Annotated in this window: 21 protein-coding genes; 12 read left to right on the forward strand and 9 right to left on the reverse strand. The window is 73.2% G+C overall.

The genetic code is table 11. The annotated features are described in order from the left end of the window. Positions 1 to 71: 71 nt before the first annotated feature. The 3 genes from ACZ7IF_RS21185 (at position 72) to ACZ7IF_RS21195 (ending at position 3,159) form a co-directional block, all read left to right on the forward strand. Positions 72 to 1,316: a GNAT family N-acetyltransferase gene (locus tag ACZ7IF_RS21185; protein ID WP_470973410.1), complete on the forward strand. Its 1,245-nt coding sequence runs from the start codon at positions 72 to 74 to the stop codon at positions 1,314 to 1,316. A gap of 118 nt (positions 1,317 to 1,434) precedes the next feature. Further along, positions 1,435 to 2,220 carry a putative protein N(5)-glutamine methyltransferase gene (locus ACZ7IF_RS21190; protein WP_470973413.1) on the forward strand — a complete coding sequence of 262 codons (786 nt, stop codon included), beginning with the start codon at positions 1,435 to 1,437 and terminating at the stop codon, positions 2,218 to 2,220. Between the two features lie 21 nt (positions 2,221 to 2,241). Continuing rightward, the gene (locus ACZ7IF_RS21195; RefSeq protein WP_470973416.1) at positions 2,242 to 3,159 is read left to right on the forward strand and encodes a sigma-70 family RNA polymerase sigma factor; all 918 of its coding nucleotides are present in this window, start codon (positions 2,242 to 2,244) and stop codon (positions 3,157 to 3,159) included. A gap of 29 nt (positions 3,160 to 3,188) precedes the next feature. Here the strand turns inward: ACZ7IF_RS21195 and ACZ7IF_RS21200 are convergent, their stop codons facing one another. Next, positions 3,189 to 3,530: a DoxX family protein gene (locus tag ACZ7IF_RS21200; protein ID WP_470973419.1), complete on the reverse strand. Its 342-nt coding sequence runs from the start codon at positions 3,528 to 3,530 to the stop codon at positions 3,189 to 3,191. Between the two features lie 110 nt (positions 3,531 to 3,640). Further along, positions 3,641 to 4,564, reverse strand: coding sequence for an NAD(P)-dependent oxidoreductase (locus tag ACZ7IF_RS21205; RefSeq protein WP_470973422.1), 924 nt, complete (start codon positions 4,562 to 4,564; stop codon positions 3,641 to 3,643). 83 nt (positions 4,565 to 4,647) lie between these two features. Between ACZ7IF_RS21205 and ACZ7IF_RS21210 the strand changes: the two genes are divergently transcribed. Then, entirely contained in the window at positions 4,648 to 5,001 is a 354-nt protein-coding gene (locus ACZ7IF_RS21210; RefSeq protein WP_470973425.1) for a winged helix-turn-helix transcriptional regulator, read from the forward strand. 84 nt (positions 5,002 to 5,085) lie between these two features. On the opposite strand, the gene ACZ7IF_RS21215 is transcribed toward ACZ7IF_RS21210, so the two are convergent. After that, positions 5,086 to 5,748, reverse strand: coding sequence for a maleylpyruvate isomerase N-terminal domain-containing protein (locus ACZ7IF_RS21215; protein WP_470973428.1), 663 nt, complete (start codon positions 5,746 to 5,748; stop codon positions 5,086 to 5,088). Positions 5,749 to 5,962: 214 nt separating this feature from the next. Here ACZ7IF_RS21215 and ACZ7IF_RS21220 point away from each other — a divergent pair, with 214 nt between their 5' ends. The 3 genes from ACZ7IF_RS21220 to ACZ7IF_RS21230 all read left to right on the forward strand — a co-directional run bounded on the left by ACZ7IF_RS21220 (position 5,963) and on the right by ACZ7IF_RS21230 (position 7,385). After that, positions 5,963 to 6,379 (forward strand): helix-turn-helix domain-containing protein, encoded by a 417-nt coding sequence (locus ACZ7IF_RS21220; RefSeq protein ID WP_470973430.1) that lies wholly within the window; start codon positions 5,963 to 5,965, stop codon positions 6,377 to 6,379. A 23-nt stretch (positions 6,380 to 6,402) separates the two neighbouring features. Next, positions 6,403 to 6,930: a hypothetical protein gene (locus ACZ7IF_RS21225; protein ID WP_470973433.1), complete on the forward strand. Its 528-nt coding sequence runs from the start codon at positions 6,403 to 6,405 to the stop codon at positions 6,928 to 6,930. Between the two features lie 116 nt (positions 6,931 to 7,046). Next, positions 7,047 to 7,385 (forward strand): DUF2516 family protein, encoded by a 339-nt coding sequence (locus ACZ7IF_RS21230; protein ID WP_405979508.1) that lies wholly within the window; start codon positions 7,047 to 7,049, stop codon positions 7,383 to 7,385. 11 nt (positions 7,386 to 7,396) lie between these two features. On the opposite strand, the gene ACZ7IF_RS21235 is transcribed toward ACZ7IF_RS21230, so the two are convergent. The 3 genes from ACZ7IF_RS21235 to ACZ7IF_RS21245 form a co-directional block, all read right to left on the reverse strand. Continuing rightward, the gene (locus tag ACZ7IF_RS21235; RefSeq protein WP_470973437.1) at positions 7,397 to 8,659 is read right to left on the reverse strand and encodes a PP2C family protein-serine/threonine phosphatase; all 1,263 of its coding nucleotides are present in this window, start codon (positions 8,657 to 8,659) and stop codon (positions 7,397 to 7,399) included. A 277-nt stretch (positions 8,660 to 8,936) separates the two neighbouring features. Further along, entirely contained in the window at positions 8,937 to 10,058 is a 1,122-nt protein-coding gene (locus tag ACZ7IF_RS21240; RefSeq protein ID WP_470973440.1) for a C40 family peptidase, read from the reverse strand. A 274-nt stretch (positions 10,059 to 10,332) separates the two neighbouring features. Then, positions 10,333 to 11,145 (reverse strand): class I SAM-dependent methyltransferase, encoded by an 813-nt coding sequence (locus ACZ7IF_RS21245; RefSeq protein ID WP_470973443.1) that lies wholly within the window; start codon positions 11,143 to 11,145, stop codon positions 10,333 to 10,335. Positions 11,146 to 11,368: 223 nt separating this feature from the next. Between ACZ7IF_RS21245 and mshA the strand changes: the two genes are divergently transcribed. Together mshA and ACZ7IF_RS21255 are read left to right on the forward strand one after the other, a co-directional pair. Then, positions 11,369 to 12,751, forward strand: coding sequence for a D-inositol-3-phosphate glycosyltransferase (gene mshA / locus ACZ7IF_RS21250; protein WP_470973447.1), 1,383 nt, complete (start codon positions 11,369 to 11,371; stop codon positions 12,749 to 12,751). Next, complete coding sequence (locus tag ACZ7IF_RS21255; RefSeq protein ID WP_470973450.1) at positions 12,744 to 13,235, forward strand: type III secretion system chaperone family protein; 492 nt, start codon at positions 12,744 to 12,746, stop codon at positions 13,233 to 13,235. The genes mshA and ACZ7IF_RS21255 overlap by 8 nt, the downstream gene beginning before the upstream one ends. Positions 13,236 to 13,577: 342 nt before the next feature. Here ACZ7IF_RS21255 and ACZ7IF_RS21260 read toward each other — a convergent pair whose 3' ends face one another. Then, positions 13,578 to 14,882 (reverse strand): MDR family MFS transporter, encoded by a 1,305-nt coding sequence (locus ACZ7IF_RS21260; protein WP_470973453.1) that lies wholly within the window; start codon positions 14,880 to 14,882, stop codon positions 13,578 to 13,580. A 138-nt stretch (positions 14,883 to 15,020) separates the two neighbouring features. Here ACZ7IF_RS21260 and ACZ7IF_RS21265 point away from each other — a divergent pair, with 138 nt between their 5' ends. Continuing rightward, positions 15,021 to 15,779, forward strand: a complete 759-nt coding sequence (locus ACZ7IF_RS21265; protein ID WP_125813820.1) for a phosphoglyceromutase — start codon at positions 15,021 to 15,023, stop codon at positions 15,777 to 15,779. A gap of 78 nt (positions 15,780 to 15,857) precedes the next feature. On the opposite strand, the gene ACZ7IF_RS21270 is transcribed toward ACZ7IF_RS21265, so the two are convergent. Continuing rightward, a complete protein-coding gene (locus tag ACZ7IF_RS21270; protein ID WP_361610417.1) occupies positions 15,858 to 16,007 on the reverse strand; it encodes a hypothetical protein in 150 nt (49 codons plus the stop codon). 108 nt (positions 16,008 to 16,115) lie between these two features. Beyond that, positions 16,116 to 16,793, reverse strand: a complete 678-nt coding sequence (phoU, locus tag ACZ7IF_RS21275; RefSeq protein WP_470973457.1) for a phosphate signaling complex protein PhoU — start codon at positions 16,791 to 16,793, stop codon at positions 16,116 to 16,118. A 217-nt stretch (positions 16,794 to 17,010) separates the two neighbouring features. On the opposite strand from phoU, the gene phoR reads away from it, so the two are divergent. Beyond that, the gene (gene phoR, locus ACZ7IF_RS21280; RefSeq protein ID WP_468479202.1) at positions 17,011 to 18,249 is read left to right on the forward strand and encodes a two-component system sensor histidine kinase PhoR; all 1,239 of its coding nucleotides are present in this window, start codon (positions 17,011 to 17,013) and stop codon (positions 18,247 to 18,249) included. Positions 18,250 to 18,254: 5 nt separating this feature from the next. Further along, on the forward strand, positions 18,255 to 18,926 hold the full coding sequence (phoP, locus tag ACZ7IF_RS21285; RefSeq protein WP_466527820.1) for a two-component system response regulator PhoP: 672 nt from the start codon (positions 18,255 to 18,257) through the stop codon (positions 18,924 to 18,926). Positions 18,927 to 19,071: the final 145 nt, after the last annotated feature.

Consider the following 19,071-nt stretch of genomic DNA (forward strand, 5'->3'; position numbering starts at 1 on the left):
CGTGGGCGCGGTCCGGGCGGCGGCGAAATTGGGGCGACCGGGCCCGGGAGCGGCGGTTAGCGTGGCCGGTTATGAGCGCTGATGTGCGGCCGATCGCCGCATCCGAACTCCCTGCCTGGCTCACCACGCTGAACACGGGCTTCCTGACCCCGGTCATCCCGACGGAATCCGATGTGGCCCAGCGCGCCGCGAACGGCGATCTCGCGCGCATACAAGGGGCCTTCGACAAGCAGACCGGGCGGTGCGTCGCCACCTTCCGCTCCTTCGCCCAGCAACTGACCGTCCCCGGCGGCGCCGCCGTCGGGAGCAGCGCGATCTCGAACGTGGCCGTGCTGCCCACCCACCGCCGCCAGGGCGTGCTGACGCGCATGATGGAGGCCGAACTGGCCGCCGCCCACGCGCGCGGTGACGTCCTGTCCACCCTGATCGCCGCCGAGTACCCGATCTACGGGCGCTACGGCTACGGCGCCGCGACCGTCCACGCCGAGTGGGAGGTCGACGTCGCCCGCACCGGCCTGGACCGCAGCCGCCCGGCGCCGGTGGACGGCGGCCGGATCGACCTGGTCGACGCCGCCGAGGTGCGGCGCGTGGGTCCCGCCCTGCACGAGCGGCTGCGGGCCTCCCGCCACGGCATGGTCGACCGGGACGCGCGCTGGTGGAGCCTGAAGACGGGCCTGGAGCAGATGTCGCACCGCCCGTACAGGGAGAAGATGCAGGCCGTGTACCGGGACGCGGCCGGCGAGGTGGCGGGGCTGGCCGTCTACCAGGCCGACGACCACTGGACGGACGCGAAGACCCCGCTGAACACCGTCCAGGTCGTCGACTTCCTCGCGGCGACCCCGCAGGCCGAGCGGGCGCTGTGGCACTTCCTGTGTTCCATCGACTGGGTGCTGAAGGTCCGCACCGGCAACCGAGCCCCCGACGACCTGCTGCCGGAGCTGCTGCCCGACGCGCGGGCGGCCCGGCCGGTGTCGGCCGCGGACTTCCTGTGGGTGCGCGTCCTGGACGTCGTACGGGCGCTGGGCGCGCGGACGTACGAGGTGCCCGGGGTGCTCGTGCTGGACGTCGACGACCCCACCGGCCCGGCGGGCGGCCGCTACCGGCTGGACGCGGGCGCCGGCACGTGCACGCGTACCGAGGAGCCCGCCGGTGTGCGGCTCGACGTGTCCGCGCTGGGGTCCCTGTACCTCGGTGACGCGTCGGCGGTGCGGCTGGCCGCGCTGGGCCGGGTCGCCGAGCTGGAGCCGGGGGCCGTCGCGCTCGCCGACGCGGTGTTCCGTACCGCGCGCCGGCCGTGGTGCCCGGACGTCTTCTGAGGCCCGGACGGGCGGGGGACATGACGGACCCGGCCGCCCGGCCGGGTCCGGGCGCCGTCGGGGGCCTATCGTCGCCACCGGGATCCTCGGATGCCGGTGCTGTGCACAACCAAGAGGATTGAGCTACGTGACATCGATTGTGGAACGGCTGCGCGCGGCCGGCTGCGTCTTCGCGGAGGAGGAGGCCGACCTGCTGGTCGCGGCCGCCACCGACGACGGGCACCTGGCGGGCATGGTCGCCCGCCGGGTGGACGGCGAACCGCTGGAGCACGTCGTCGGCTGGGCGGAGTTCTGCGGGCTGCGCGTGGAGGTGGGCGCGGGGGCGTTCGTACCGCGCAGGCGCACGGAGTTCCTCGTCCAGGAGGCGGTGGAGCTGGCCCGCCCCGGTGCGGTGGTGCTGGACCTGTGCTGCGGCGTCGGCGCGCTCGGCGCGGCGGTGGCGGCCCAGGTCCCGGGCGGGGTCGAGCTGCACGCGGCGGACATCGACCCGGCGGCGCTGGAGTACGCGCGGCGCAACGTGGCCCCGTACGGGGGCGCGGTGTGGGAGGGCGACCTGTACGCGGCGCTCCCGGCGCAGCTGCGGGGGCGGGTGGACGTGCTGGTGGTCAACGCCCCGTACGTGCCGACGGGGGAGATCGGGCTGATGCCGCCCGAGGCCCGCGACCACGAGCCGCTGGTCTCCCTCGACGGGGGCTCGGACGGCCTGGACGTGCACCGCCGGGTCGCGGCGGAGGCGCTGGGGTGGCTCGCGCCGGGCGGGCACCTGCTGATCGAGACCAGTGCCAGGCAGGCGCCGCTGACGGCGTCCGCGCTGACCGGGGGTGGTCTCGTGGTGCGGGCGGTCAGCTCGGAGGAGCTGTACGCGACGGTGGTCATCGGACGGGCGCCGGCTCCGGCTGCCTGACGAGGAAGGGGAGGGGCGGACGTGGACGTCACGGATGTGGGCGGGGGCGCGGGCGGCGGGTCTTCGCTGACGGAGCGGTTCGAGGAGCACCGAGGCCATCTGAGGGCGGTCTCCTACCGGATGCTCGGCTCGCTCAGCGAGGCCGACGACGCCGTCCAGGAGGCCTGGCTGCGGCTGGACCGCACCGACGTGAGCGAGGTCGAGAACCTCGGCGGCTGGCTGACGACGGTGGTCTCGCGGATCTGCCTCAACCTGCTGCGCTCGCGCGAGGCGCGGCGCGAGGACCCGGTCGAGCGGCTGGAGACGCGGGTCCCGGACCCGCTCATCAGTCCCGAGCGGCGGATCGATCCGGAGCAGGAGGTGCTGCTCGCCGACTCGGTGGGGCTGGCGCTGATGGTGGTGATGGAGTCGCTGGCTCCGGCGGAGCGGCTGGCGTTCGTCCTGCACGACATGTTCGCGGTGCCGTTCGACGAGATCGCGCCGCTGATCGAGAAGTCCGCCGCCGCCACCCGGCAGCTCGCCAGTCGCGCGCGCCGCAAGGTGCAGGGGCAGGCCCCGGCTCCCGACGCGGACCTCGCGCGTCAGCGGGCGGCGGTGGACGCGTTCTTCGCCGCCGCGCGGGACGGGGAGTTCGAGGCGCTGGTCGCGGTGCTCGATCCGGACGTGGTGCTGCGTTCCGACGGGGGTGTGGGCGGCCGGCAGACGGTGGTCTTCACCGGTGCGCGGGAGGTGGCGAGCCAGGCCGCGAGCTATCGGGCGCTCACGCCGTTCGTGCGGCCCGCGCTCGTCAACGGCGCGGCCGGGGTGGTCGTCGTACCGAAGGCGAACGCGGTGGCGGTCATGGCCTTCACGGTCGTCGGCGGGAAGATCGTGGCGATCGACGTGCTGTCCGACCTGGCCCGGCTCAAGGAGCTGGACCTGTCGGTGCTGGAGGGCTGAGGCGGCGGGGCCGCCGCCCCGCCCCGGCCTCAGACGGCCAGGGCGAGGGCGACGGCCATCGGCGCGGAGTAGATCACCGGGAAGACGACGTGGGCGTAGTCGCGGGCCCGCAGCGTGGTGATGACGGCGCCGATGAAGTACAGCACCAGGCCGATGCCGGCGGCGATTCCGATGGCGGGGACGGCGAACCCGACGAGGAGGCCGATGCTGCCGGCGATCTTGGCGGCGGCCATCCGGTTCCACCAGCTCTGGGGGACGCCGTACTGGACGAGGGGCTCGACGGTGTACTTGGAGCGGGCGAGGAGAGAGACGCCGGAGTATCCGGCCATGACGGCGGCGACGATGGTGAAGACGGTGGCGGTGGTGGACATCGTGGGCTCCTTCGGGGCGGTCTCGCTTGCTGCGACATCCCTTTGACCCGCGGCCCCGTACGGATGTGACAGCCCGCCGGAATTCTTTTCCGGCGGGCCGTGCGGGGGTGTCACGCCCCGGCGGGTACGGCCGTCCTGCCGAGGAGTTCGGCGATGCGGATGAAGCCGTCGCCGCCGTGGCCGTGGGCGATCGCCCGCTGTGCCAGGCCCTCGGTCGCGCGCATCAGGGCCGCTTCGATGCCGTGCGCCTCGGAGGCGTGGATGATGTGGGCCATGGACGAGGCGCCCGAGGTCAGCGGGTTGAGCCGGCCGGAGTAGCTGCCGCTGTCCACGTCGGCGGCGAACTCCTCGAAGAGCGGCGGCAGGATCGCGGCGATCCCCTGGGCGAACGGGGCCAGTTCCCCGGCGCTGACGCCCTCGGCCTTGGCGACCGCCAGGGCGTGGGCGTAGCCGGCCATCGAGGTCCAGAAGACGTCGAGCAGGGCGATGTCGTACGCGGCCGCCCGGCCGATGTCCTCCCCGAGGTGGGTGTGGGTGCCGCCGAGGACGTCCAGCACCGGCTGGTGCTCGCGGTAGAGGTCCTCGGGGCCGCTGTGGATGAACACCGCGTCCGGGGTGCCGATGCTGGGGGTCGGGGTCATGATCGCGCCGTCGAGGTAGCGGATGCCGTGGTCGGCGGCCCAGGCGCCGGTGTCGCGGGCACGGCCGGGGGTGTCGGCGGTCAGGTTGACGAGGGTGCGGCCCTTGAGGGCGGCGGTGACGGCGTCGGGACGCAGGATCGCGTCGGCGGCGTCGTAGTTGACCACGCAGACCACGGTCAGCGCGCTGGCGGCGACCGCCTCCTGCGCCGACGGCGCGGCGACCGCACCCCGTGCGACGAGCTCCTGATCGCGGCCGGGGGTGCGGTTCCAGACGGTGGTGCGCAGCCCGGCGTCGAGGAAGGCGCCCGCCAGGGCCCGGCCCATCGGGCCGAGGCCGAGCACGGTGACGGTGGGCCGCTGGGTGGACCGGGTGGACCGGGTGGACGAAGACATGGCTCAACTCCCATGAAAATATGAGCGATACGAGAAAAGGTCGTACGAAGGCAGGACAAGGCAAGCCAGGGGAGGGCAGGGGAATGACGCGCAGCCGCGCCCAGGATCCGAACGTCTGTGGAGTCACCGCCGCGATGGCGGTGATCGACGGGAAGTGGAAGACGTACCTGCTCTGGATGCTGGAGGACGGCCCGCAGCGTCCGGGTGAGCTGCGGCGCCGGATGCCGGGCCTCAGCGAGAAGGTGCTGACCCAGGCGCTCCGCGAGATGGAGGCCGACGAGATCGTGCACCGGGAGGTGCACGACGTACTGCCGTTGAAGACCGAGTACTCCCTGACCGACTTCGGCCGGGCACTCGCGGCGGCGGTGGCACCCCTGTCCGACTGGGGACACCAGCGGCTGGACCGAATGGCGCAGGCCCGCCGCACGGCCTCCTGAACCCCTTCCTCCCGGCCGCTGGACAAGCTTCGCCCGGCGGCGGCCGCCCGCCAAGTACCCACAAAAAGGTGGGTACCCCGGCGTCTAGCCGAGGACGAGCGGCACCCGCGCGCCCAGCTCCCCGGCCTCCCGGAGCGCGGCCTCCTCGGCCGCCGTCGGGGCGCGCCGGCCGGTGCCGACCAGCAGCGCGTCCTCGTCGGAGAACCGTGCCGGGAACGCCGCCCCGGCGATCCGCTCCAGCAGCGCCCGGGCCCCGGCGAGGGCCTCGGCGGGCGGCCGCGGCGCGTGCGGGAGGTGCGCGACCAGGTCGAGGTGGTGCAGCGTCCACTCCAGGACGTACGCGGACAGGTAGTCGCCGGCGGTGAGCACCTGGTCGCGGGTGCCGACCCGGGCCGAGGGATCCGCGAGGGCGCCGGCGCGCCCGGCGGCGGAACCGACGTCGTCGAGGTGGAACTTGAGCAGCCACGGCTCCCCGTACGCGGCGGCCAGCCGCACGGTCAGCGCGTCGAGCGGGTCCTCCCCGCCGGGGGCCCCGCCGGCCTCCCAGTAGCCCGCCGCGTCCCGGGTGGGCTCCGCGTCGGAGGGCGTGGCGAGGGTGATCAGCACGTCCTGGGCGTCGATGACCAGATGGCACACCAGATCCCGCACGAGCCACCCCCGGCAGCCGGACGGCCGCCCGAAGTCCTCGTCGGAGAGCCCGGCGACCACCGCGCGCAGCGCCGCCCACGACAGCGAGAAGAGGTCCACGCCCGCAAGCTAGCACCGGCGGTGCGCCGCGCGGCGGACCGTTCGGGGCCAACGTCGCGGGCCCGGCCGGGCCCGCCCGGGCCCGCCCCGGCGTCACGGGTGCCGGAGCCGGCCGGAACACTGCGGCCGTGGCCTCAAGGGCCCCCGCACCCCGTGTGGGAGCTATTGCTAGCAAGCGCTTGCAATAGTTAGCAGGGTGCGGCAGGATCGGGGCATGGCATCGCTCAACGTCGGAAACCTCGGCGAATACCTCCGCGAGCAGCGGCGGCAGGCCCAGCTCTCGCTGCGGCAGCTGGCCGACGCGGCGGGGGTGTCGAATCCGTACCTGAGCCAGATCGAGCGCGGGCTGCGCAAGCCGAGCGCGGACATCCTCCAGCAGCTGGCCAAGGCGCTGCGGATCTCCGCGGAGACGCTGTACGTGCAGGCCGGGATCCTCGACGAGCGGGACCGGGACGAGGTGGAGACGCGGGCCGTCATCCTCTCCGACCCGTCGATCAACGAGCGGCAGAAGCAGGTGCTGCTCCAGATCTACGACGCGTTCCGCAAGGAGAACGCGCTGGAGGCCGAAGAGGCTCCCGGCGGCGAGAGCGACAGCGCCGGCGACGACGCCGCGATGCCCCCTACGAATTGACTGTGATCCGGGAGGACCCGCACATGGCCATCGCCGATGACCTGAAGAAGACCCTCACCGACCCCACCCCCCTCTACTTCGCCGCCGGCACGGCCGACCTCGCCGTCCAGCAGGCCAAGAAGGTGCCCGCGCTCATCGAGCAGCTGCGCGCCGAGGCCCCCGCGCGCATCGAGGCCGTGAAGAACACCGACCCGAAGGCCGTGCAGGAGGCCGTCACGGCCAAGGTCACCGAGGTCTTCGGCTCGATCGACCCGAAGAAGCTCGGCGAGACCGCCCAGGACCTCGCGCTGCGCGGCGTCGGCGTGGCCGCCGAGTACGCCGTCCGGGCCAAGGAGACCTACGACAAGGTCGCCGAGCACGGCGAGCAGACCGTACGGGCCTGGCGCGGCGAGGTCGCCGAGGAGATCGTGGACATCGCCGAGGTCGTCGAGCCGGAGCCCGCGCAGGCCCCGGCAGAGGCCGCAGGCGAGGAGAAGCCCGCCGCCAAGAAGCCCGCCGCGCGCCGCGCCGCGGCCAAGAAGGCCGCCGCCACGCCCGGCGAAGAGGCCTGAACGAACGGATTCCGGGCCGGGCACCCGGCGGGTGCCCGGTTCGTTGTCGTTTGGGAAGGCGGCTCCGGCGGTAGCGTGGAGTCAGTGGTGCCGGATGCGAGAAGGCGGTCGAGACGATGCTGATGCAGGGGTTCGATAACGGGGTGCTCCCGTTGCTGGGCTACGCCATGCTGGCGCTCGCCGTCGTGGCCTTCGTGCTCGCGCTGCTGGCGCGCGAGGACGCCTACCGGGCCGCCGACAAGCAGACGAAGACCTTCTGGCTGGTCATCCTCGGGGTGACCGTCCTCGTGGACTTCTTCCTCGGGATGCTGTTCCTGCAGATCGCGGGCCTGGTCGCGAGCATCGTGTTCTTCGTCGACGTGCGCCCCGCACTCAAGCAGGTCTCGGGCGGCGGCCCGCGCCGCGGCGGCAGCAGCAGCGACGGCCCCTACGGGCCGTACAACGGCGGCCGCTGAGCCGGCGGCTGCTATCCCGCCGCGCGGGAGAGCAGGACCACGGCGACGTCGTCGGTGAGCTCGCCCCCGTTGAGGCGGCGGGCCTCGGTGACGGACGCCTCCAGCAGCGCCTCGCCGCTCAGGCCGCGCTCGATGTGGCGGTTGATCATCTCCACCATGCCGTCCTGCCCGAGGCGCTCGCGGCCGTTGCCGACGCGGCCCTCGATGAGCCCGTCGGTGTAGAGCATCAGGCTCCAGGTGCCGCCCAGGTCGACCTGGCGGCGGGGCCAGCGCGCCCGGGGGAGCAGCCCGAGCGCCGGGCCGCTGTTCTCGTACGGGAGCAGCCGCGCGGGCTTGCCCGGCCTGGATATCAGCGGGGCCGGATGCCCGGCCAGGCACAGGCCCGCGCGCCGGCCGTCCGGGGAGATGTCCACCGTGCACAGCGTCGCGAAGATCTCCTCGCAGGGCCGCTCCACCTCCAGGACCTCCTGGAGGGTGGCGAGCAGGTCGTCCCCGCACAGCCCGGCCAGGGTCAGGGCGCGCCAGGCGATGCGCAGCTCGACGCCGAGGGCCGCCTCGTCGGGGCCGTGGCCGCAGACGTCGCCGATCATGGCGTGGACGGTGCCGTCGGGGGTGCGGACGGTGTCGTAGAAGTCTCCGCCGAGCAGGGCCCGGCTGCGGCCGGGGCGGTAGCGGGCGGCGAAGCGGAGGTCGGAGCCGTCCAGCAGGGGAGTGGGGAGCAGGCCGCGTTCCAGACGGGCGTTCTCCTGGGCGCGAAGTTTCGATTCTGCGAGCTTGTACTGGGCGATGTCCGCCCGCTTTCTCTCCACGGCGTAGCGGATGGCCCGGCTCAGCAGCCGGCCGTCGAGCTCGTCGCGGTAGAGGAAGTCCTGGGCGCCCACGCGTACGGCCTCGGCGGCGCGGTCGGCGTCGGCCTCGCCGGTCAGGACGAGCACGGCGTGGCGCGGGGCGATACGGAGCACCTCGCGCAGGGCGCCGAGGCCGTCCTCGTCGGGGCCGGGCAGGGCCAGGTCGAGCAGTACGCAGTGCACGTCGGGGGTGAGCAGCCGCGCGGCCTCGGTGAGGTTGCGGGCGCTGCGGATCCGGATCCGGTGGCCGTCGGCGTCGAGGATCTCGGGGACGGTGAGGCCGCCCGCGGGGTCGTCCTCCACCACCAGCAGCGTCAGCGACGCCTGTGGTGCGGGGCCGCTGTCCGTGGCCGGGGTGTCCCTCTGCCGCGGTACGGGTACGGGCATCGTCTCCGGTTCCTTGCCTCCCCCCGAAGGTGCGCTCATGCGGCAGACCCTAGCGGGCGGGTACGGGCGAGCGGAATGGGAGCCGGGGGAGGGCCGCCGTCATATGCCCTTATCGCGGGGGAAAACCGCGCCGCCGGGATGACCAACGTCACGAACCACCCCCCGCCCGTCCCGCCCACCGAGACCCCGGACCCCTTCTGGGGGCGGAGCGCCCGTACCGGGGTCCGGGACGGCAGCCCGGGGCGGGGTTCCCGGGGCGGTACACCACACCCGGGGCCGTCATGGCCCCGGGTGTGGTGTACCGCCCGGCCAGGGCTTACGCGTCGGGGCGGACCACCGCCTTGATCGGCATCGAGCCCGCGCCCGCCATCGTCACCGTGCGGCCCGGCCGCGGGGCGTGGACCATCGCGCCGTCGCCGACGTACATGCCGACGTGGCTCGCGTCGTCGAAGTAGATGATCAGGTCCCCCGGCCGCATGTCCTTCACCGCCACCTTCGGCAGCAGCCGCAGCTGCTCCTGCGAGGTGCGCGGGATCCCCCGCCCGGCCGCCAGCCAGGCCTGCGAGGTCAGTCCGGAGCAGTCGAAGGAGTCCGGGCCCGTCGCGCCCCAGACGTACGGCTTCCCCATCTGCGCGGTGGCCCACTGCACGGCCCGCTTGCCCGCGTCCGTGGCGGCGCCGTTGACGTCCTTCATCGCGCCCGACGACAGCCACGCCGTCTGCGCCTTGTACTGCGCTTCCTGCTCCAGCTGGATCAGCCGGGCCTTCTCCTCGGCCTCCAGCCTGCTCTCCAGGGCCTCCGCCGCCTTGATCTTCGCCTCGATCTCCTTCTTGGCGGCTTCCTTCTTGGCCCTGTTGTCCTCCATCTTCTGCCAGAGCGCGCCCGCTTCCTTGGCGTACCGTTCCAAGTCCGTCTGCGTGCGGTTCAGTTCGGACAGCAGGTCCGTGGTGGCCTTCTCGCCCTGCCGCAACCGGCCGGTCCCGTCCAGGAAGTCGGCCGGGCTGTCGCTCAACGCCAGCCGCGCGCCCGGCGGCAGGCCGCCCGAGCGGTACTGGGCGCGGGCGGCGGCGCCCGCGCGGTCCTTCAGGGAGGAGATCCGGTCCTGGCCCGCCACGACCAGGTTGGCGATCTGGACGATGCGCTCGGACTGCGCCTTCGTCTCGCCCTCCGCGAGGTTGTACGCGTCCGTCGCGGTGCCGGCCTGCCGGTAGAGGTCCTCTATCTCCTTGCGGACCTGCTCCAGGGACTTGGCGCCCGGCTCGGGCGCGGGAGCCGCCGGCGCGGCGGGGGCCGAGGGGGCCGAGGGGGCCGAGGGTGCGCCCGGAGCGGCGTACGCGGTGCCCGCGAGCCCCGGGGCCGCCAGTATCGCCATGGCGCACAGCAGCGTGAGAGCGGACGCTCCCTGCCGACGCGACGACGCTCGCTTCACGGTCCCCATGGCTCCCCCAGGCGCCCCAGGTCAGACCGACGTCACCGGAAGCCCGGGCGGCCGGGCGGCCGGAAACCAGACCGAACGGGCCGAACAGGCCGAACCGGACCGGACATCAGATCTGACTATTCATCAGTAACTTGGCACTGTCACCGGGATGGTGCCACGACTCGGTGAATTCCAACACCCTCCGGATGCCTCCCCGATCATGACCGGCCACACCCCGACCGTCCCAGCCGACTCAACGGGCCACCCCCGACGCCGGTTCCCCATCGCGCGAGGTTCACCCCGCCGGGCGCAACGCCTCCCACAGCACCGTCAGTTCCCCCTGCCGCCACCGCACCGGACCGTCCGCCAGCGGCCAGTCCGCGGCCAGCGCCCGCGCCGTCCGGATCCACCGCTGCCGCGCCCCGTAGGAGGCGTACGGAGCGGCCGCCGCCCACGCCCGGTCGAAGTCGCGCAGGAACGCGTACACCGGCTCACCCGGCACGTTCCGGTGGATCAGCGCCTTCGGCAGCCGCTCCGCCAGGTCCGACGGCCGCTCCAGCGAGCCCAGCCGCGTCGCGAACGTCACCGTGCGCGGCCCCTCCGGCCCCAGCGCCACCCACACGTGCCGCCGGCCGATCTCGTCGCAGGTCCCCTCCACCAGCATCCCGCCCGGCGCCAGCCGGCCGCACAGCCGCTGCCACACCTCCGCGACCTGCTCCTCGTCGTACTGGCGCAGTACGTTCGCCGCGCGGATCAGCGCCGGGCGCTCCCCGCCGTCCAGCGGCACCTCGAAGCCGCCGTGCCGGAAACTCAGCCCCTCCCGCTCGTACGGCTTCGCCCCCGCCACCCGCGCCGGCTCGATCTCGATGCCGACCACCCGCACCCCCGGCGCCGCCTCCCGCAGCCGCGCCAGCAGCTCCACCGCCGTCCACGGCGCCGCCCCGTACCCCAGGTCCACCGCCACCGGCGCGTCCGCCCGGCGCAGCGCCGCCCCGTGCGCGGCGGCGATCCAGCGGTCCATGCGGCGCAGCCGGTTCGGGTTCGTCGTCCCGCGCGTCACGGTGCCCACGGGGCGCTTCGGGGACGGCGGAGTGCTGCGGGAGACCATGCGCCGAGCGTAAGCGGAGCGCGCGGCCAAGATAAAAATCCGGCAAACGAGCAGGAACTTCCGGGCTCCCGGAATGCGGCGGACCACCATCCGGGTTGCACTCCTTGCAGGGCGCCGACCGCGCTCCCGCAGCCATGCCGCCCCACCGGCGCTGCCGACCCCGCCCGCCAGGCGAGGTCGCAGAGGACCGTCGACCGTCGTCCGAGCGAGAGGAACTGCTCCCTTGAGCCAGTACGTGTCCCGTCTCGGCGGCAGCATCAGCGGCCGCATCGCCGCCGCCCGCGGCGCCCGCCCCGACGCCCCCCGGCTGCGCCTCCCGGCCGTCGGCCACCACCGCAAGCCGCGCCGCGTGGCCATGCTCAGCGTGCACACCTCACCGCTGCACCAGCCCGGCACCGGCGACGCCGGCGGCATGAACGTCTACATCGTCGAGCTCGCCAAGCGCCTCGCCGCGATCAACATAGAGGTCGAGGTCTTCACCCGCGCCACCACCGGCGGCCTGCCGCCCGTGGTCGAACTCGCGCCCGGGGTCCTCGTACGGCACGTCGACGCCGGCCCCTACGAAGGCCTCGCCAAGGAAGAGCTGCCCGCCCAGCTGTGCGCCTTCACCCACGGCGTCATGCAGGCCTGGGCCCGCCACCGCCCCGGCTACTACGACCTCGTCCACTCCCACTACTGGCTCTCCGGCCACGTCGGCTGGCTCGCCGCCGAGCGCTGGGGCGTCCCGCTGGTCCACGCCATGCACACCATGGCCAAGGTCAAGAACGCCGCGCTCGCCGAGGGCGACACCCCCGAGCCCGCCGCCCGCGTCATCGGCGAGACCCAGATCGTCGCCGCCGCCGACCGGCTCATCGCCAACACCGCCGAAGAAGCCGAGGAACTCGTAGGGCACTACGACGCCGACCCCGGCAAGGTCGCCGTCGTCCACCCCGGCGTCAACCTCGACCGCTTCACCACCGGCGACGGCCGCGCCGCCGCCCGCGCCCGCCTCGGCCTGCCGCAGGACGCCGTGATCCCGCTCTTCGCCGGCCGCATCCAGCCCCTGAAGGCCCCCGACATCCTGCTCCGCGCCGTCGCCGAGCTCGTCGACCGCGACCCCTCGCTGCGCCGCCGCCTCTTCGTCCCCGTCGTCGGCGGCCCCAGCGGCAGCGGCCTCGCCAAGCCCGAGGGCCTGCAGAAGCTCGCCGCGAAGCTCGGCATCACCGACCTCGTCCACTTCCACCCGCCGGTGGCCCAGGACGGCCTCGCCGACTGGTTCCGGGCCGCGTCCGTGCTGGTCATGCCGTCGTACAGCGAGTCCTTCGGCCTCGTCGCCATCGAAGCCCAGGCCACCGGTACGCCGGTCCTCGCGGCGGAGGTCGGCGGGCTGCCGGTCGCCGTCAACGACGGGGTCACGGGGATCCTCGTACCCGGCCACGACCCGGTGGACTACGCCCGCGAGCTGCGCCGCTTCGTCGACGACCCCGGCCTCACGGACCGGATGGGCGCCGAGGCCGCGCGGCACGCGCAGTTCTTCGGCTGGGACACCGCCGCCAGCGGCACGGCCGACGTGTACACCGCGGCCATGCATGATCATCGCCGTCGCGTACGCTCCCACCATGGCTGACACCGCCGCGATCATCGAGTCCACGCTGGCCGGCGCCGAGCTGAGCTGGGAGAGCCCCGAACCGGGCACGTACGTCGTCCAGCTCCCGGGCACCCGCAAGCTGAGCACCACCTGCTCCCTGCGGATCGGCCGGCACTCCCTGTCGGTCAACGCCTTCGTCATCCGCCACCCCGACGAGAACGAGGCCGGCGTCCACCGCTGGCTGCTGGAACGCAACCTCAAGCTGTACGGGATGGCGTACGCGGTGGACCCGCTCGGCGACGTCTACCTCACGGCCCGGCTCCCGCTGTCGGTCATCACCCCGGAAGACCTGGACCGCCTCCTGGGCACCGTCCTGGAAGCGGCGGACGGCGCCTTCAACACCCTGCTGGAACTCGGCTTCGCGAGCGCGATCCGGCGGGAGTACGAGTGGCGCGTATCGCGCGGCGAATCGACCCGCAACCTGGACGCCTTCAAACACCTGACCCGGCCCAGCCCTTCCTGACGCCCCGCACCCCTTCTTGACGCCCCGCACCCCTTCTTGACGCGCCGCTCCCCTTCTTGACGCGCCGCTCGCGCGGCTCGGCCGCGGGCGGCCTCCCCGGCTTCGCGCCGCTGCGCCGGACTCCGTCCGTCGGACGCGGGGCGGGGCCGGTTCCGATGGCTGGGCCGGTGGGCCGTCTGCGGGTGCTGTGCCGCTGCGCGGGGCTTGCCCCTCCCCGCCCTTCAACCGTTCTCGCCCTCGATCGCCGGGCGCGGCTCACTGCACGGCGCTACCGCGCCCGCGCCTCAAACGCCGGCGGGGCTGGAAAACCAGCCCCGCCGGCCCCCGCCCCCCCCGGCACGCTCAGGCGGCCGGGCCCGGGGCCGCCACGGGCTCCGGGGCCGGGCCGGCCGGAGCCGACGCGGCGGGCGCGGCGGTGCCGGAGGCCGCGGCGGTATCCCCCGCCCCCTCGGGAAGCCCCCGCATCAGCAGCCAGTACCCACCCGCCGCCACCGTCCCGAGCACACCCGTGGCCCCCCACAGCCACCCCGCCCCGTACCGGTCGATCACGAAACCGGCCATCAGCGGAGCCACCAGCGCCGCCACCGCCCACGACATCGTGTACATCCCCTGGTACCGCCCCCGCCCGTGCACCGGCGACAGCCGCACCACCAGCCCCATCTGCGTCGGCGAGTTCACGATCTCCGCCAGCGTCCACACGCACACCGTCAGCGCGTACGCCCACAGCGACCCCGCGAAGGCCGTCATCGCGAACCCGTACCCCGCCAGCAGCGCCGAGATCACCAGCAGCCGGCCCGGGTCGCGGTGCTCGATGAACCGCGTCACCGGGATCTGCAGCAGCACGATCAGCAGCCCGTTCGCCGCCACGACCAGCCCGTAGTCCGCCGGCGAGAAGCCCGCCCGGCCCATGGCCACCGGCAGCCCCACCGAACCCTGCGTGAAGATCAGCGAGATCAGGAACGACAGCCCGACCACCGCCATGAACCGCCCGTCCCGCAGCACGGTCCCCAGCCCGGTCTCCGGCTCCGCCCCCTTCTCCGCCTCCTCCTTCACCGGACGCGACTCCGGCAGCTTCGCGAACACCAGCACCGCGCACACCAGCGTCAGCGCCGCCTCGCCCAGGAATCCGGCCAGGTAGCTGTACTCCGCCACCACGCCCGCCACCACCGAGCTGATCCCGAAGCCCAGGTTGATCGCCCAGTAGTTCAGCGCGAAGGCCCGTACCCGGTCCTCGGGCGGGACGATGTCCGCCATCATCGCGGAGACCGCCGGCCGCGAGGCGTTCGACGCCATGCCCACCAGGCCCGCCACCGCCGCGATCGCCGCCGGATGCTCCATGAACCCCAGCAGCGCCACCGACAGCGCCGTCGACACGTTCGCCGCCAGCATCGTCGGCCGCCGCCCCAGCCGGTCCGTCATCACCCCCGCCACCAGCGAGGACACCACCCCGCCCAGCCCGTGCAGGGCGACCACCAGTCCCGCGAAGGAGGCCGAATAGCCCCGGTCCAGGGTCAGGTACAAGGTCATGAACGTCGCGACGAAAGCCCCGAGCCGGTTCACCAGCGTGCTGGCCCACAGCCACCAGAACGCGCGCGGCAGCCCCGAGACGCTCTCCCGGGCAGCCCGTCTCAAACTGGCAGCGGACATACGGATTCCCCCGATGATGTAAGTACCACTGGATCTGCTGGCACATTACGAACGGGGCCCGCCGCCGTCCACTGGATTGACGCCGACCGTCAATCGGGGGCGCGCGGGCGCCCTACGGCGTCCACTAGGCTCGTACGCATGGCCGACGCACCGTACAAGCTGATCCTCCTCCGCCACGGCGAGAGCGAATGGAACGCGAAGAACCTGTTCACCGGCTGGGTGGACGTCAACCTCAACGAGAAGGGCGAGAAGGAGGCGGTCCGCGGCGGTGAGCTGCTCAAGGACGCCGGCCTGCTCCCCGATGTCGTGCACACCTCGCTCCAGAAGCGCGCGATCCGCACCTCCCAGCTCGCGCTGGAGGCCGCCGACCGCCACTGGATCCCCGTGCACCGCTCGTGGCGCCTGAACGAGCGCCACTACGGCGCCCTCCAGGGCAAGGACAAGGCCCAGACCCTCGCCGAGTTCGGCGAGGAGCAGTTCATGCTGTGGCGCCGCTCCTACGACACCCCGCCGCCGGCCCTTGAGGACGGCACCGAGTTCTCCCAGTCCGAGGACCCGCGCTACGCCTCCATCCCGCCGGAGCTGCGCCCGCGCACCGAGTGCCTCAAGGACGTCGTCGTCCGCATGCTGCCGTACTGGTACGACGCGATCGTCCCGGACCTCCTCGACGGCCGGACCGTCCTGGTCGCCGCCCACGGCAACAGCCTCCGCGCCCTGGTCAAGCACCTGGACGGCATCTCCGACGCCGACATCGCGGGCCTGAACATCCCCACCGGCATCCCGCTCTCCTACGAGCTCGACGCCGACTTCAAGCCCCTCAACCCGGGCGGCACCTACCTCGACCCGACCGCCGCCGCGGCCGCCATCGAGGCCGTCAAGAACCAGGGCAAGAAGTAGCCCACAGCAGTACCCCGCGTACGAACGCCAGAGGGCCCCGTCCGGATCGGACGGGGCCCTCGCGGCTTGGCGGCCGGGTCAGCCGCCGCACTGGCACGGGGCGCCGGACTGGCAGCCGCAGCCGCAGCCCGAGCCGCAGCCGCAGGCCGCGAGCAGCGGGAGGCGCAGCGGCTCCGGGCGGGGCGGCGGCTCCTGTTCCGGCGTGATGGGGACAGGGGTTTCGGGCATGGTGCCTCCTCGCAGGCGGCGTACGGGAAGTCGTGGTGCCTTCGCCTCATTCATGCCCAGCCACACCGGCGCGTCAACGGCGCATTGGGGCGTGCCGCGCGAAGGGGCTCAGACGCCCTCGACCTGCGTCGGCTGCTGGAGCTCGTCCGCGTGCTCACCCGTCACCAGGTACACCACGCGCTTCGCCACCGACACCGCGTGGTCCGCGAACCGCTCGTAGTAGCGGCCCAGCAGCGTCACGTCGACGGCCGTCTCGATGCCGTGCTTCCAGCGGTCGTCCATCAGGTGCTGGAACAGCGTGCGGTGCAGCTGGTCCATCTCGTCGTCGTCATGCTCCAGCTGGAGCGCCAGGTCCACGTCCTTCGTGATGATGACCTCGGCCGCCTTCGCCATCAGGCGCTGCGCCAGCTGCCCCATCTCCAGGATCGTCGCGTGCAGGTCACGCGGGACCGCCGTGTCCGGGAAGCGCAGCCGGGCCAGCTTCGCCACGTGCTGCGCCAGGTCGCCGGAGCGCTCCAGGTCGGCGCTCATGCGCAGGGAGGTGACGACGATGCGCAGGTCGGTGGCGACCGGCTGCTGCCGGGCCAGCAGGGCGATGGCGCGCGCCTCCAGGTCGTGCTGGAGGTCGTCCACCTTCTGGTCCGCGGCGATGACGCTCTCCGCGAGCTTCAGGTCGGCGTCCAGCATGGAGGTCGTGGCCCGCCCGATCGCGGAACCGACGAGCCGGGCCATCTCGACCAGGCTTTCTCCGATCGAGTCCAGTTCCTCGTGGTACGCGTCGCGCATGGTGTCCCTCTCTTGCCTGCTTGCCTACTGCTTGCCTGCTCGCTACTGCTCGTGCGGGGTGTTCGGCCCCACGTTTACACGTTCGGTCGCCAACGCGTCCGACTCCGGCATCACAAATGAATCAACCCCGTCGTCAGGGTGAACTCTGGGCGACGACTGTTCGAGGTGCCACCCGAACGGCTGTGGAAGTGTCCTCGCGCCTGCTTAACCTGGATCCATGGACGTGAACGCGGCGGTCGCCGCAGCTGCGGCGATCGCCGGTCTCTGCACCGGTGTCATCGCCATGCTGGCGTTCCGCTGGAGCGAGCGCGACCAGGCCCGCCCCACCCGGAGCTCCATGCGCCCCGACATCAACGCGGTGCTCCCGCCCGGAGTGGACACCGTCCTCTCCGTGCTCCGCTCCTCCGCCGTCGTCCTCGACGAGGGCGACGCGGTGGTCAAGGCCAGCTCGGCCGCGTACGCGCTCGGGCTGGTCCGCGGCGGCAAGCTGGCCGTGGAGCCCATGCTCCACATGGCCCGCGACACCCGCCGGGACGGCGAGATACGCCAGATCGAGCTCGACCTGCCCCGGCGCGGCACCGGCCGCGGCGAGGCCCTCGCGGTCTCCGCCCGCGTCGCCCCGCTGGGCTCCCGCCTGGTGCTGCTGCTGGTCGAGGACCTCACCGAGGCCCGCCGCATCGAAGCGGTGCGCCGCGACTTCGTCGCGAACGTCTCGCACGAGCTGAAGACCCCGGTCGGCGCGATCTCCCTGCTCTCCGAGGCGGTCATGGACGCCGCCGACGACCCCGAGGCGGTCAGCCGCTTCGCGGGCCGCATGCAGATCGAGGCCACCCGCCTGATCAACCTCGTACAGGAGCTCATCGACCTCTCCCGGGTGCAGAACGACGACCCGTTGGAGGACGCCGAGCCCGTACGGGTGGACACGCTCGTGGCGGAGGCAATCGACCGCTGCCGCCACACGGCCACCTCCAAGCAGATCACCATGGCCGCCGGCGGCACCGCCGACCTGCGCGTCTGGGGCAACCGCGGCCAGCTGGCCGCCGCCCTCGGGAACCTGGTGGAGAACGCCGTCAACTACAGCCCCGCCCGCACCCGCGTCGGCATAGCCGCGCGCCGGGTGACCGCGCCGGGTGGAGACTTGATCGAGATAGCCGTGACCGACCAGGGCATCGGCATCCCGGAGAAGGACCGCGAGCGCATCTTCGAGCGCTTCTACCGCGTCGACCCGGCCCGCTCCCGCGCCACGGGCGGAACCGGGCTGGGCCTCGCGATCGTGAAGCACGTGGCGGCCTCGCACGGCGGGGAGGTGTCGGTATGGAGCTCCGAGGGCCAGGGCTCCACGTTCACCCTGCGACTCCCCGAGGCGGCCGCGCCGGCCCCGGCGACCGCCCCCGAACCCGCCAGACCCCAGCTTGACCCAGAACCAGTCATTCCTGCCCCGGAGGTCCTTCCGTGACCCGAGTGCTCGTCGTCGAGGATGAGGAATCCTTCAGCGACGCCCTGTCCTACATGCTCCGCAAGGAAGGCTTCGAGGTCGCGATCGCCGCGACGGGGCCCGACGGGCTCGACGAGTTCGAGCGCAACGGCGCCGACCTCGTCCTCCTCGACCTGATGCTGCCCGGCCTGCCGGGCACCGAGGTCTGCCGGCAGCTGCGCGGTCGCTCCAACGTCCCCGTGATCATGGTGACCGCCAAGGACAGCGAGATCGACAAGGTCGTCGGGCTGGAGATAGGAGCCGACGACTACGTCACGAAGCCCTTCTCCTCCCGGGAGCTGGTCGCCCGCATCCGCGCGGTCCTGCGCCGCCGCGGCGAGCCGGAGGAGGTCACCCCGGCGGCCCTGGAGGCCGGGCCCGTACGCATGGACGTGGACCGGCACGTGGTCACCGTCGCCGGTGCCAAGGTCGACCTCCCGCTGAAGGAGTTCGACCTGCTGGAGATGCTCCTGCGCAACGCGGGCCGCGTGCTGACCCGCATGCAGCTGATCGACCGGGTCTGGGGCGCGGACTACGTCGGCGACACCAAGACCCTCGACGTCCACGTCAAGCGCCTCCGCGCCAAGATCGAGCCGGACCCGGGCGCGCCGCGCTACCTGGTCACGGTCCGCGGCCTGGGCTACAAGTTCGAGCCGTAGGCCGACCGCTGCCGGACGTGACAAGGGGAAGGGCCCCGGGGGGGGGGGGGGGGGGGGGCGCCCCCCCGTCTTGTGGTGTTGGTGGGTGGGGGGGTGGGCGGCGGGAGAGAGAGGAGAGAAGGAGGGGACAGGAGGGGCCGCAAGA

This window comes from Streptomyces sp. NPDC037421, from assembly GCF_055602105.1.

Excerpts from the sequence above, each read along its gene's own strand:
- ACZ7IF_RS21185 (WP_470973410.1), top strand. The coding sequence starts at position 72 with ATGAGCGCTGATGTGCGGCCGATCGCCGCATCCGAACTCCCTGCCTGG.
- ACZ7IF_RS21200 (WP_470973419.1), bottom strand. The coding sequence starts at position 3,530 with ATGTCCACCACCGCCACCGTCTTCACCATCGTCGCCGCCGTCATGGCC.
- ACZ7IF_RS21205 (WP_470973422.1), bottom strand. The coding sequence starts at position 4,564 with ATGTCTTCGTCCACCCGGTCCACCCGGTCCACCCAGCGGCCCACCGTC.
- ACZ7IF_RS21210 (WP_470973425.1), top strand. The coding sequence starts at position 4,648 with ATGACGCGCAGCCGCGCCCAGGATCCGAACGTCTGTGGAGTCACCGCC.
- ACZ7IF_RS21220 (WP_470973430.1), top strand. The coding sequence starts at position 5,963 with ATGGCATCGCTCAACGTCGGAAACCTCGGCGAATACCTCCGCGAGCAG.
- ACZ7IF_RS21225 (WP_470973433.1), top strand. The coding sequence starts at position 6,403 with ATGGCCATCGCCGATGACCTGAAGAAGACCCTCACCGACCCCACCCCC.
- ACZ7IF_RS21230 (WP_405979508.1), top strand. The coding sequence starts at position 7,047 with ATGCTGATGCAGGGGTTCGATAACGGGGTGCTCCCGTTGCTGGGCTAC.
- ACZ7IF_RS21235 (WP_470973437.1), bottom strand. The coding sequence starts at position 8,659 with ATGAGCGCACCTTCGGGGGGAGGCAAGGAACCGGAGACGATGCCCGTA.
- ACZ7IF_RS21240 (WP_470973440.1), bottom strand. The coding sequence starts at position 10,058 with ATGGGGACCGTGAAGCGAGCGTCGTCGCGTCGGCAGGGAGCGTCCGCT.
- ACZ7IF_RS21245 (WP_470973443.1), bottom strand. The coding sequence starts at position 11,145 with ATGGTCTCCCGCAGCACTCCGCCGTCCCCGAAGCGCCCCGTGGGCACC.
- ACZ7IF_RS21255 (WP_470973450.1), top strand. The coding sequence starts at position 12,744 with ATGGCTGACACCGCCGCGATCATCGAGTCCACGCTGGCCGGCGCCGAG.
- ACZ7IF_RS21260 (WP_470973453.1), bottom strand. The coding sequence starts at position 14,882 with ATGTCCGCTGCCAGTTTGAGACGGGCTGCCCGGGAGAGCGTCTCGGGG.
- ACZ7IF_RS21265 (WP_125813820.1), top strand. The coding sequence starts at position 15,021 with ATGGCCGACGCACCGTACAAGCTGATCCTCCTCCGCCACGGCGAGAGC.
- ACZ7IF_RS21270 (WP_361610417.1), bottom strand. The coding sequence starts at position 16,007 with ATGCCCGAAACCCCTGTCCCCATCACGCCGGAACAGGAGCCGCCGCCC.
- phoU (WP_470973457.1), bottom strand. The coding sequence starts at position 16,793 with ATGCGCGACGCGTACCACGAGGAACTGGACTCGATCGGAGAAAGCCTG.
- phoR (WP_468479202.1), top strand. The coding sequence starts at position 17,011 with ATGGACGTGAACGCGGCGGTCGCCGCAGCTGCGGCGATCGCCGGTCTC.